This is a genomic window from Mesorhizobium sp. MC2-1-1 (assembly GCF_057597255.1).
This window is the reverse complement of sequence record NZ_CP195205.1, coordinates 1796374-1808339: the sequence shown is the minus strand read 5'-3', so window position 1 is coordinate 1808339 and position 11966 is coordinate 1796374. Positions and strand designations below refer to the sequence as shown.

Sequence of the window (11966 nt, the reverse complement as noted above, 5' to 3'; positions counted from 1 at the left end):
CATCCATATGCCGGCGCAAACCGATGGGCGTGATCCTTGCATTGGCGGCAATCCTTGTGGTGCTTTTCGGCGCCGCGGTGCTCTTCGTGCGCGCTGACGCGGCAAGAATGGCGGACGGTCTGCGATCGCTTGGGCCGGCTTTTCTGGGGCTGGTCGGCGCGCCGATGCTGCTCTTTGGCCGCAGCCTTATCGGCGGATTGCTTTTGCTCGCGGCGTTGGCCTGGGTCGGCTGGATACGCACGAGGCGGCCGCCGGCGCGAGCGGCCGTATCCAAACATTCGACGGTTCGCACCGCCGTGCTCGAAATGGACCTCGACCATGACAGCGGCAAGCTTGAGGGGCTTGTGCTGGCCGGGCGCTATGAAGGCAAGATGCTGGGGGCCCTGGGACTGACGGACCTGCGCCGGCTTCATGGCGAGCTCAGCCCGGATCCCGAGAGCCGACAGCTCCTAGAGACGTATCTTGACGGCCGTTTTCCCATCTGGCGCACGGACGCGCAGCCGCACGGTGGCGAAGGGCTGGGTGTTGCGCCACGTACGGGCGCCATGACTAAGGAGGAGGCCTACAAGGTCCTTGGTCTTGAAGCGGGGGCTGCCGCGGCGGATATCCGCAAGGCGCATCGCCGCCTGATGCAGCGCCTGAACGCCGATGTCGGCGGCACGTCTGTCCTGGCGGCGCGGATCAATGAAGCCAAGGACGTCTTGCTCTCCAATCACGATTAGTCTCCTTCGACGCGGGTACCTTGCGGGAGATTGAAACCAGCCGCCTATTGCTGGACGGCGTAGCATGAGATCTTCTTGCGCTTCAGGGCATCGCAGGCCTTCCAGGCGGCGTCCTTCGAGCCGAAGCCGCCGAAGCGGGCGCGGTAGTAAGTGGTGCCGTCCTTGTCGAAGGGGACGGTGAAGCCGGAAGCGTCGGCCAGGATCTTGGGCGCCTGCTTGGCGGTTTGATCAAGCAGGCTCTCGGCTCCAGATTTGGTCGGTGAGGAAGCGACCTGAACAACCCAGCCGGACGGGACCGAAGCCGTCTTGACGGGGTCGATGGCCGGTGCGGCCGGCGCCGGTTCTGCATAGGCGGTGACCACCTGGGGCGAAGCGTCTTGCGCTTTGGGAGTCGGTGCCATGGAAGCCACAGCAACCGTCTTCACCTTCTTCATGACAGGCTTCGTCTCTTCGGCGACCTGCTGGGTATCGTCCTCAACGTCATCGGTCGAGGCAACGACGCTGTCGTCCGTTGCCGGTTTGGCGTCCGGTGTCGGCGCGTCATGCTTGGGCAGGAAGACCTTGGCCAGCGTCTTGACCGGATTGTCATTGCCTTTGGCGATGAGATCGCCGCCACCGCGCGTCGAGGCGCGCGGCAGATAGGTGTTGATGAGCGCGGCCATCTGGTTGTCGCGACTGCGGCCGGAGGTACCGCCCATAACCACCGCGACGAGGCGGCGATCGCCATCGGCAACGGAGGAAACGAGGTTAAACCCGGAAGCGCGGGTGTAACCGGTCTTGATGCCGTCGACGCCCTTGATGCGGCCAAGCAGACGGTTGTGACCGTTGATGCGCTGGCGTCCATAGAGGAACGAACGCTGCGAGAAATAGCCGTAATATTGCGGATAGTGTTCCCGCAGCGCGATACCCAGCATCGCCATGTCGTGCGCCGTGGTGAACTGGCCGGGATCGGGCAGGCCATTGGCGTTGCGGAAGACGGTGCCGTTCATGCCGAGCTGGCGGGCTTTGGCGGTCATCATCCGGGCGAAATTTTCTTCAGTGCCGCCGAGCATCTCGCCGAGCGCGGTTGCCGAGTCGTTGGCCGATTTCGTCACGATGGAGAGAATAGCGATCTCGACCGGAACCGAGCCGCCGGGGCGAACGCCAAGCTTGGTGGGCGCCTCGGCGGAGGCATGCGCGGAAAACGGGACCGGCGTGTTCTTGCTGATCCGACCCTTCGCCAGCGCTTCGAAGGTGAGGTAGAGGGTCATCATCTTGGTGAGGGAGGCCGGATAGCGCCGGCCGTTGGCGTCCGCCGAATAGAGCACCTTGCCGGTCTTGGCGTCGACGACGATGGCCGCCGACTTCGCGGCAAGAGCCGACGCGACGTCGGTGGCCACAATCGTCACCGCAAGCGCGGCAATCGCGATCGCCTTGAAGGAAATTGAGAATTTTGAGACGAAGCCCGACAACGCCTGACGCACCGTTACTTACCCTGAATTTTCGTTGCCCCGGAGGCGGCTACGGAGTGCCTGCCTCGCTTCCGGCCAAGCTATCGCGCTCAGCGTTACCAATCCGTTTATGGTAACCGCCGCGTTCACCATTTTCCGGCGATTTGAGCCTATGTTTATTCGAATTTTAGCCGTCGCCGGTCCTTGGATCCCTTGCTGCTCAAGGGAATCTTGACATTTTGTGCAGCGCACAATACGTTCGATGCATTGCACAAGGGCGCCCGGGCACACAGGGCGTTTCAACCAAGGGAAGTATGAAATGACCCAGACCTACGAGGACTTCACGAAATACGGCAAAGAGTTTGCCGACACCGGGCTGAAGAGCTTTGCCTCGCTCACCAAGGGCGCGCAGGCGATCGCCACCGAAGCCGGCGAATACACCAAGAAGAGCTTCGAGGCCGGCAGCGCCGCGTTCGAGAAGCTGTTCGCAGCCAAGTCGATCGAGAAGGCCATCGAGATCCAGACCGATTACGCCAAGCAGAGCTATGAGAGCTTCGTGGCCGAGGCCAGCAAGATCGGAAATCTCTATGCCGAGCTCGCCAAGGAAGCCTACAAGCCCTTCGAATCGGTGGTCGCCAAGGCGAAGTAATTTCGCCCGATCACAGCCGATACGGCCAGCCGGCCTGCGGAAAGGACCCGGTCGCGGAAACGCGGCCGGGTTTTTTCATGCACAATCGCAACCCGATGCACATTGCCGCATTCACGATTGAGAAATTCGCTGAGGTTTGCCCACCTAGCCATATTGTCAGCTAAACAGAAGGGCTTAAAATCGTCCATCGAGAACCTACATGTTGAACTCGCATGAGGATTCGAAAAGGCTGGACTACGTGACGATCGGTTTGACTGCCACGGCAGGCGTGGTGCGAATGCAAAGTGACGGAGACCGCAACGATCCCGGTCGCGGCACGGCTGTCATCACGCGCACCAAAACCAAGACCAAGAAACCCAGTCTTTACCGGGTCCTCATCCTGAACGACGACTACACGCCGATGGAGTTCGTCGTTCACGTCCTGGAACGGTTTTTCCAGAAGGACCGCGAGGCCGCCACGCGCATCATGCTTCATGTTCATAATCATGGAGTGGGCGAGTGCGGTGTCTACACATTCGAGGTGGCCGAGACCAAAGTGTCCCAGGTCATGGATTTCGCCCGACAGAATCAGCATCCGCTGCAATGCGTGATGGAGAAAAAGTGAGGTAACATGCCGGCTTTCTCCCAAGGCCTGGAAAAGGCGCTACATCAGGCGCTGACATTCGCCAACGAGCGGCATCACGAGTATGCGACGCTCGAACATCTGCTGCTCGCCCTGATCGACGACACCGAGGCGGCCGCCGTGATGCGCGCCTGCAACGTCGATCTCGACGAGCTCAAGCACACCGTGCTCACCTATATCGACACCGAGCTTGATAACCTCGTCACCGGTTACGACGAGGATTCGAAGCCGACTGCAGGCTTCCAGCGCGTCATCCAGCGCGCCGTGATCCATGTGCAGTCGTCCGGCCGCGAGGAGGTGTCCGGCGCCAATGTGCTGGTCGCCATCTTCGCCGAGCGCGAGAGCCACGCCGCCTATTTCCTGCAGGAACAGCAGATGACCCGCTACGACGCGGTCAACTACATCTCGCATGGCATCGCCAAGCGCCCCGGCGCTTCGGAATCGCGCACGCCGCGCGGCGCCGATGATGAGCAGGGCGGCCAGAACGGCGCCGAGCCGCAGGAAGAAAACGGCAAGAAGAAGCAACAGGACGCGCTGACGGCCTACTGCGTCAACCTCAACAACAAGGCACGGGCCGGCAAGATCGATCCGCTGATCGGCCGCGACAGCGAGATCAATCGCACCATCCAGGTGCTGTGCCGCCGTTCCAAGAACAACCCGCTCTATGTCGGCGATCCAGGCGTCGGCAAGACCGCGATCGCCGAAGGGCTAGCCAAGCGCATCGTCGAAGGCGACGTGCCGGAAGTGCTGCGGGACGCAACGATCTTCGCGCTCGACATGGGCACGCTGCTGGCCGGCACCCGCTATCGCGGCGACTTTGAGGAGCGGCTGAAGCAGGTCGTGAAGGAACTCGAGGACTATCCGGGCGCGGTGCTTTTCATAGACGAGATTCACACGGTCATAGGCGCAGGTGCCACTTCGGGCGGCGCCATGGATGCATCGAACCTTCTGAAGCCGGCGTTGTCGTCCGGCGCCATTCGATGCATCGGTTCGACGACCTATAAGGAGTTCCGCCAGTTCTTCGAGAAGGACCGCGCGTTGGTGCGGCGCTTCCAGAAGATAGACGTCAACGAGCCGACCATCGAGGACGCCATCGAGATCATGAAGGGCCTGAAGCCCTATTTCGAGGAGTTCCACAAGGTCCGTTACACGAGCGAGGCCATCAAGGCTTCGGTGGAACTGTCGGCGCGCTACATCAATGACCGCAAGCTACCGGACAAGGCGATCGACGTGATCGACGAGACCGGCGCCTCCCAGATGCTGGTGCCTGAGGCCAAGCGAAAGAAGACGATCGGCATCAAGGAGATCGAGGCGACGATCGCCACCATGGCGCGCATCCCGCCGAAGACGGTTTCGGCCGACGACGAGAAGGTGTTGCAGGGCCTCGATATCGAGCTGAAGCGCGTCGTCTACGGTCAGGATACGGCCATAACGGCGCTGACCTCGGCGATCAAGCTGGCGCGCGCTGGCCTGCGCGAACCGGAGAAGCCGATCGGCTCCTATCTGTTCTCAGGCCCGACCGGCGTCGGCAAGACCGAGGTCGCCAAGCAGCTTGCCGCCTCGCTAGGCGTCGAGCTGATCCGCTTCGACATGTCGGAATATATGGAACGCCACACCGTCTCGCGGCTGATCGGCGCGCCTCCCGGTTATGTCGGCTTCGACCAGGGCGGCTTGCTGACCGACGGCGTCGACCAGCATCCGCATTGCGTGCTGCTGCTCGACGAAGTCGAGAAGGCGCATCCGGATCTGTTCAACATCCTTTTGCAGGTGATGGATCATGGCAAGCTGACCGATCACAACGGCAAGCAGATCGACTTCCGCAATGTGATCCTGATCATGACCACCAATGCGGGTGCGTCGGACGCGCAGCGGGCGGCGATCGGCTTCGGCTCGACCAAGCGCGAAGGCGACGACGTCGAGGCGATCAACCGGCTGTTCACGCCGGAATTCCGCAACCGCCTCGACGCGATCATTCCGTTCGGCTCGCTACCGGTGCCGGTGATCCATCAGGTGGTGCAGAAGTTCGTCATGCAGCTCGAGGCGCAACTCTCCGAGCGCGGCGTCACCTTCGACCTGTCTCCGGAGGCGATCGCCTGGCTGGCCGACAAGGGCTATGACGAGCGCATGGGTGCGCGTCCGCTGGGCCGCGTCATCCAGGAGCATATAAAGAAGCCCCTGGCCGATGAGGTGCTTTTCGGCAAGCTCAGGAAGGGCGGTACGGTGCGCGTCACCGTCGAGAAGAAGGAAACCGGCGAGTCCGGCCTGAAGCTCGAATCGCTCGCCGACGAGTCGCCCGTGCAGCCGAAGAAGGAAGAGCCAGAAGACGCGCCGAAGCCAAAAAAGGCGGTCGCCAAGAAGCCTGCGCCCAAGAAGGCGGTGGCACAGAAGCCGGAGCCAAAGGGCAAGGACGGCAATAAGCGCAGCCTTGTGCCGCAACTGCCGCGCAAGGGCTGATAGGCCTTATCGCGAATTGCAGAAAAGCCCCGTCGCCGGGGCTTTTTTGTTGCAAAAGAAGACGTGGAAATCGGCCGGATTGGCATCCTCAACGGTGCGCTACGCCCGCGAAAATCGAGCATCGCCACCGCAATACAAGAGATATTCGGTCGTCTGGATGAGTCTCGGCGTCGATGCTTTTGCTCGCGCGGCACCTGGCTGGACTGCCGGTGGATCCGGTGCCCTGGCCGGTACGACGATGACAGGAAGGGTTGCACAACCCGGTATCCACGACCTGGAAGTCGATACGTCGCTGCTGACCCCGCAGGATTGCGCAGAGGCGATTCGGGTGCACCTGTCCAGCGGGCCGGAGCCGTTAGCATTCCGGATCCTGACGCAACTACCGGTTGGCTGAGGCGAAGGTCGACTTCCCAGCGCCGCGCGCATCTTGCCCGCGTTTTAGGGCAGGGTTTGTGGCTGCCCGCGTGGCCGATGTCCTGCAACCGCCAACAGATTTTCCTGGATCAATGGAAAGACGATGCGCCGCTTTCGGTGTGGTCGCATCCCATGGCCGCGCATGCTATGGCCGGCACATGTCGACTTGGACCTCGGACGTCACAGCGCCTCGTTCCACCTGGTTCCTGCGCGGTGTCCGCGCGGCCTTTTCCCTGCCTGGCCTGATCCTCATCAGCTCGTTTATCGGCTTTGCCGCCTTGGCGAAGGACGCCGGGGTCACGGCGGCACAGGCCGCTTTCATGACCGGAACAGTGTGGGCGCTGCCATCCATGGTCGTGCTGGTGGGCGCGATCGCGTCGGGAGCGGCGCTGCCGGCGGCGATGTTCGCCGTCACGTTGTCCGCCATACGTCTGATGCCGATGGTGATGGCCCTGATGCCTGAGATGCGCACCGGGAAAACCCGGCAATGCGTGCTCTATCTCCTGGCGCATTTCGTGGCCGTGACCTCCTGGGTGCTGGCCATGGAACGCCTCAAGCGCGTCCCGCCTCAGATGCGTACGACTTACTATTCCGGCCTCGGCTGCACGCTGGTGACGATAAATATCATTGTCGTGACCGTCGTCTATGCGGCGGCGGATGCGCTGCCGTCCGCGTTTTCGGCGGCGTTGCTGATGTTGACGCCGATGTATTTCCTGACCTCGTTGTGGGGCTCCGCACGCGAACGGGCAGGGCATGTGGCAATGATCCTGGGTCTGGTCTTTGGACCGGTGTTCCACATCGTGTTGCCGCGGATCGATTTGCTCGTTGCCGGACTGATCGGCGGCACTGCCGCCTATGGTTGGCACTTGTGGCGAGGCAAGGCGCGCGCGGCGTGAGTTACTTTTCCAACGGCGCCTGGTGGTGGCCATACCTGTTCATTCTCGTTGCCGGCTTCGCCGCCACCGATGTCTGGCGCTTCCTCGGTGTCTATCTAGGGGGCAAGCTTTCCGAAGATTCAGACCTGTTGGTGCTGGTTCGCACCATGGCGACCGCGCTTGTTGCCGCCGTAATCGGCAACCTGATTGTTTTTCCAGGCGGCGCGCTTGCGCATACTTCGTTTGGCTTGAGGATTGTGGCGGCGGCCCTTGGTTTCGTCGCCTATCTGGCGTCGGGAAAGCGCATGGTCGTCGGCATCGTCACAGCCGAGCTTCTGCTGCTGGCGGGACTCTATCTGAACTTTTGATCGCCCCCATCTCAGCCCGCCAGAGCCGCCCGGATCTTGCCGGCATTATCGGCCAGCACCTCCGGTTTCTCCATCTGCCCGGAGTGCGGCTTCAACGGTACGCCCTCGAAGCGCGGGATGACGTGCACATGGAGGTGGTAGACGGTCTGACCCGAGGCCGGCTCGTTGAACTGCATAAGCGTGACGCCGTCCGCGTTGAAGGCCCTTTTCACCGCCACGGCAACCTTCTGAACGGCGGCGAACAACGGACCGAGCGTTGCCGGATCGGCGTCGAGCATGTTGCGCGATGGCGCCTTAGGCACCACCAGCGTGTGGCCCGTGCCTTGCGGCATCACGTCCATGAAGGCGACGACCGCTTCATCCTCGTAGACGCGATGCGAGGGGATCTCGCTGCGCAGGATTTTTGCGAAGATGTTGCCTTGATCATAGGCTTCAGCCATGGCGGGACACTCCCAATTGCGCATTCGCCGTCCGGTGTAGCGAAGGCGCGGATGGGCGGCAAGGCACTCAGGCGAGATCCGCCATGCGGACTGGAAACCGAGCACGAGACGGTTTCGGCCCTATTCCCCCAGATCCTTGCGGAAGGGCGTGTGCTCTTCCAGGTATTCGCCCATGCGCTCGACCTCGCGCCGTTCGCGTCTGAGATAGTCGGCGACGGCATTGCGCAGACCCGGATGCGAAATGTAGTGCGCCGAATGCATGGTCACCGGTCGATACCCGCGCGCCAGCTTGTGCTCGCCCTGCGCGCCAGCCTCCACCACCTTGAGCCCGCGCTCGATGGCGAAGTCGATCGCCTGATGGTAGCAGACCTCGAAATGCAGGAAGGGGTGGTCCTCGATGCAGCCCCAGTTGCGCCCATAGAGCGCGTCGGCGCCGATGAAGTTGATGGCGCCGGCGATATAGCGGCCGTTGCGCTTCGCCATCACCAGAAGAATGTCATCGGCCATGCGCTCGCCGATCAGCGAGAAGAACTGCCGGTTGAGATAGGGCCGGCCCCACTTCCTGCCGCCGGTATCCATGTAGAAGGCGTAGAAATCGTCCCAGGCGCTTTCGGTGATATCCTTGCCGGTCAGCCAGTCGATGCTGATGCCGTCGGCCAGCGCCTCGCGCCGCTCCTTCTTCATCGCCTTGCGCTTGCGCGAGGCGAGCGTGGCGAGGAAGTCGTCATAGCTGGAAAAGCCCTCGTTGAAGAAATGGAACTGCTGGTCGGTGCGATGCAGGAAGCCCGCCGCCTCCAGCGTGGCGATGTCGGGCTCGTTGGCGAAGGTGACATGCGCGGAAGAGATGCCCAGCTTGTCGGTCACGAGTTTCAGGCCTTCCGCCAGTCCGGCTCTGACGGCGCCTTCATTCTCTCCTTTGCTGACCAGAAGGCGAGGGCCGGTGACGGGTGTGAACGGCACCGAGCATTGCAGCTTGGGATAATAGCGGCCGCCGGCGCGCTCGAAGGCGTCCGACCAGCCATGGTCGAAGACGTATTCGCCCTGGCTATGTGATTTGAGGTAACCCGGGACGGCTCCTAGAAGCCTGCCTTGCGGGGTTTCAAGCCTCAGATGATGGCCCTGCCAGCCGGTGCGTCTGACAGCGCAGCCGGAATCCTCCAAGGCGCTCAGAAAGGCGAATGAGACCAAAGGGTTGTAGCCGTTTTCCGTATCGCCTCGCGCGGTTCCGGCGAAGCTGTCCCATTCCTCGCGGGTGAATGCGCCGATGCCTGCCGCGACGCGGATCGCATAGTCCGCGTTCGCTCCCTGTCCATCGTCGTCGTCGCCCTGATCCATGGGGCTTATTTAAGCCTCTGCGAAGCCTCTACAAGTCACGTTTGAGGCACCCGGCTCAGGCCACTTTCACAAGGTCGGGCTCGAAACCCTCGAACGTCATCTGGTCGGCATATTTGAAGGTAAGGTCGACTGCCGGCTGATCATGCACTGTCCAGGTGATGACGGGCATTCTCAGCCTTTCCCGTACGAAGCTGACGAAGGGGTTCGGCAAGTCGCCGGCTGCGTAGGAGGTGAAGGCGAGGTTGTGCGCCAGCATGGCGAAATGCGCCTCGATCAGCTGGTTGTCCTTGCCATAGGCGGTCAACCCGCCAGGGATACCCGGGGCGTCCCTGGCGAAGTCGCGGATCAGCCAGTGATCAAACGACATGATCGCCACCTTTCCCTTATAGCGCTTGAGCAGCCTGCCGACGCTTGCCACCAGTCCGTCGTCATGACCCGGAACGCCTTTCAGTTCGACCACCAGCGGCACGCGACCGTCGATCAGGTCGAGCGCTTCCTCTAGCGTCGGCACGTGGTCCTTGGTGCCGCCGATCTTGAGCGTCGCGAGTTCGGCCGCAGTGCGCTGCCAGACAAAGCCGTCATGGCCGGTCAGGCGTTTCAGGTCGCCGTCATGGATGATGACCGGGACGCCGTCGGAGGAGATATGGACGTCGCATTCGATGGCGTAGCCGCGCTCGGCCGCCGCGGCAAAGGCCGACAGCGTGTTTTCCCAGCGTGTCCTGTTCATGTCGTGGAAGCCGCGATGCGCGACAGGCTGTGCAATCAGCCAGGACAGGTCAGACATCTCGGGCCTCATTCGACTTCGAAGATCGCTTCGATTTCGACCGCGGCGTTGAGAGGCAGCGAGGCGGTGCCGACGGCGGAACGGGCGTGCTTGCCGCGTTCGCCGAGCGCAGCGACCAGGAAGTCGGAGGCGCCGTTGGCGACGAGATGCTGCTCGAGGAAGTCCGGCGCGGAGGCGACGAAGACGGTGATCTTGACCAAGCGGCGGATCTTTTCAAGATCGCCAAGCGCTGCCTTGGCCTGCGCCAGGATGTTGATGGCGCAGAACTTCGCGCCTTCCTTGCCCGCGGCGGTGTCTATATCGCGCCCGAGCAACCCGATTGCCTGCAGCTTGCCGTCCTTCAGAGGCAATTGACCAGCCGTGAACAGCATGTTGCCGGTGCGACAATAGGGCACGTAGTTGGCGGCGGGCGCGGCGGCGGCCGGAATACTCACGCCAAGGTCACTTAGCCGCTTTTCGATTGTTTCGCTCATTGGTTTTCCCTATTGCTGGAAGGCGCCGCGTCGGCCGGGCCGAAATTGCTATTTTTGCCTCGCTTCCGCCACGACTTTTTTTATGCTGGACCATCTTTCCCTGCGGCCTGCCTCCCGGCCGCGACGATCGGAGTAACGTATGCGCGCAACGCGCCTTTTCCTCGCTGCCGCCTGCTTTTCGGCGGTGCTTCCTATGGCGCCGGCTTTTGCGGTGCCCGCGCTGCAGGCGCACCGCGCCGTCTACGACCTGACGCTCAGCAAGGCCTCCGACCGTTCTGGCATTACCGGCATCACCGGCCGCATGGTCTACGAGTTCAACGGCTCGGCCTGCGAAGGTTACACGGTCAAGTTCCGCTTCGTCACCCAGATCGTCACCAACGACAACACCCGGCTGACGGACCAGCAGACGACGACCTTCGAGGACGCCGAGGGCAAGACCTTTTCCTTCGTGACGAAATCCTTCGTCGACCAGAACCTCGACAAGGAAGTGAAAGGCGTGGCCGTCAGGGAACCGAAGGGCCTCAAGGTCGATATCGACAAGCCTGAGAAAAGCAGCCTTGAGCTCGCGGCAACCCAGTTCCCGACCCAACATCTGGTCGAGCTGATCGGCAAGGCCGAAAAGGGCGAGAATTTCTACCAGACCAACCTGTTCGACGGCTCCGAGGACGCCAACAAGGTGATGACCACCACCGTCATCGTCGGCAAGAAGACGGATTCCGACAAGGCGGATCCGGAAGCACCGGCGCTGGCCAAGCTGGCCTCCGATAAATATTGGCCGGTCGACATCGCCTATTTCGACGATACGGACAAAAGCGGCGAGGAGGTGCCGGAGTACCGGATCAGCTTCAAGCTGCACGAGAACGGCATCACCCGCGACCTCGTGATGGACTATGGCGACTTCTCGATGACCGGTAAGCTGGTCAACCTGTCGCTGTTCGATCAGACCAAACCTTGCCCGGCTTCGAAGTAGCAACGCTCTGACGGCAAGCAGCCAGGCACGGACACGCCAGGCAGCGACGCGTCATGTTTCGGGATGACGGAGTGCGGCGGCCTGATGGCGGTCTATGTCGATGCGGCGATCTGGAGATGGGCCGGCCACCGCTGGTGCCATCTTCTTGCCGACGACACGGATGAGCTGCACCGCTTCGCCACCGAACTCGGCCTCAAGCTTTCCTCCTATCAAGGGCCGCCCAAGACGTCGGCGCCGCATTACGACATCACCGGCTTCGAGCGTGACCGCGCGGTTCGGCTCGGCGCGATCGAATGCAGCCGCGAGGAAATCGTCGCGATCTTTCGCCGTGTCAGGGTGCCGAACGGCAAAGCGAAGCGTTGACGGTTACGCGGATCGCCGCAGGGGACGCCTTTTCCGCTGCCTGGCTTGCGTTTATGGGACTTCCCCT

At 62.1% G+C, this 11966-nt stretch carries 14 protein-coding genes; 9 read left to right on the top strand and 5 right to left on the bottom strand.

Annotated elements, in window-relative coordinates:
- The first annotated feature begins 23 nt into the window (after positions 1-23).
- On the top strand, positions 24-722 hold the full coding sequence (locus ACR64R_RS09140; RefSeq protein WP_487361321.1) for a J domain-containing protein: 699 nt from the start codon (positions 24-26) through the stop codon (positions 720-722).
- A gap of 44 nt (positions 723-766) precedes the next feature.
- Here the strand turns inward: ACR64R_RS09140 and ACR64R_RS09135 are convergent, their stop codons facing one another.
- On the bottom strand, positions 767-2185 hold the full coding sequence (locus ACR64R_RS09135; protein WP_487361320.1) for an SPOR domain-containing protein: 1419 nt from the start codon (positions 2183-2185) through the stop codon (positions 767-769).
- Positions 2186-2471: 286 nt separating this feature from the next.
- On the opposite strand from ACR64R_RS09135, the gene ACR64R_RS09130 reads away from it, so the two are divergent.
- The 6 genes from ACR64R_RS09130 (at position 2472) to ACR64R_RS09105 (ending at position 7534) form a co-directional block, all read left to right on the top strand.
- Positions 2472-2801, top strand: coding sequence for a phasin family protein (locus ACR64R_RS09130; RefSeq protein ID WP_042642580.1), 330 nt, complete (start codon positions 2472-2474; stop codon positions 2799-2801).
- A gap of 277 nt (positions 2802-3078) precedes the next feature.
- Positions 3079-3405: an ATP-dependent Clp protease adapter ClpS gene (gene clpS, locus ACR64R_RS09125; protein ID WP_040972327.1), complete on the top strand. Its 327-nt coding sequence runs from the start codon at positions 3079-3081 to the stop codon at positions 3403-3405.
- Between the two features lie 6 nt (positions 3406-3411).
- On the top strand, positions 3412-5877 hold the full coding sequence (clpA, locus tag ACR64R_RS09120; protein WP_487361319.1) for an ATP-dependent Clp protease ATP-binding subunit ClpA: 2466 nt from the start codon (positions 3412-3414) through the stop codon (positions 5875-5877).
- Between the two features lie 49 nt (positions 5878-5926).
- On the top strand, positions 5927-6271 hold the full coding sequence (locus ACR64R_RS09115; protein ID WP_487361318.1) for a hypothetical protein: 345 nt from the start codon (positions 5927-5929) through the stop codon (positions 6269-6271).
- Complete coding sequence (locus ACR64R_RS09110) at positions 6264-7187, top strand: AzlC family ABC transporter permease (protein WP_487361317.1); 924 nt, start codon at positions 6264-6266, stop codon at positions 7185-7187. Before ACR64R_RS09115 ends, ACR64R_RS09110 begins: the two co-directional genes overlap by 8 nt.
- Positions 7184-7534 (top strand): AzlD domain-containing protein, encoded by a 351-nt coding sequence (locus ACR64R_RS09105; RefSeq protein WP_487361316.1) that lies wholly within the window; start codon positions 7184-7186, stop codon positions 7532-7534. Before ACR64R_RS09110 ends, ACR64R_RS09105 begins: the two co-directional genes overlap by 4 nt.
- 11 nt (positions 7535-7545) lie before the next feature.
- Here the strand turns inward: ACR64R_RS09105 and ACR64R_RS09100 are convergent, their stop codons facing one another.
- The 4 genes from ACR64R_RS09100 to ACR64R_RS09085 form a co-directional block, all read right to left on the bottom strand.
- Positions 7546-7974: an HIT family protein gene (locus ACR64R_RS09100; protein ID WP_487361315.1), complete on the bottom strand. Its 429-nt coding sequence runs from the start codon at positions 7972-7974 to the stop codon at positions 7546-7548.
- 120 nt (positions 7975-8094) lie between these two features.
- Entirely contained in the window at positions 8095-9309 is a 1215-nt protein-coding gene (locus ACR64R_RS09095) for a GNAT family N-acetyltransferase (protein ID WP_487361314.1), read from the bottom strand.
- A 55-nt stretch (positions 9310-9364) separates the two neighbouring features.
- On the bottom strand, positions 9365-10093 hold the full coding sequence (locus tag ACR64R_RS09090) for a glycerophosphodiester phosphodiesterase (protein ID WP_487361313.1): 729 nt from the start codon (positions 10091-10093) through the stop codon (positions 9365-9367).
- Positions 10094-10101: 8 nt separating this feature from the next.
- Positions 10102-10566 carry a RidA family protein gene (locus ACR64R_RS09085; RefSeq protein WP_487361312.1) on the bottom strand — a complete coding sequence of 155 codons (465 nt, stop codon included), beginning with the start codon at positions 10564-10566 and terminating at the stop codon, positions 10102-10104.
- Between the two features lie 139 nt (positions 10567-10705).
- On the opposite strand from ACR64R_RS09085, the gene ACR64R_RS09080 reads away from it, so the two are divergent.
- Positions 10706-11536 (top strand): cell envelope integrity EipB family protein, encoded by an 831-nt coding sequence (locus ACR64R_RS09080; RefSeq protein WP_487361311.1) that lies wholly within the window; start codon positions 10706-10708, stop codon positions 11534-11536.
- A gap of 84 nt (positions 11537-11620) precedes the next feature.
- Positions 11621-11899, top strand: a complete 279-nt coding sequence (locus ACR64R_RS09075) for a DUF4031 domain-containing protein (protein WP_487361310.1) — start codon at positions 11621-11623, stop codon at positions 11897-11899.
- Positions 11900-11966 lie beyond the last annotated feature (67 nt).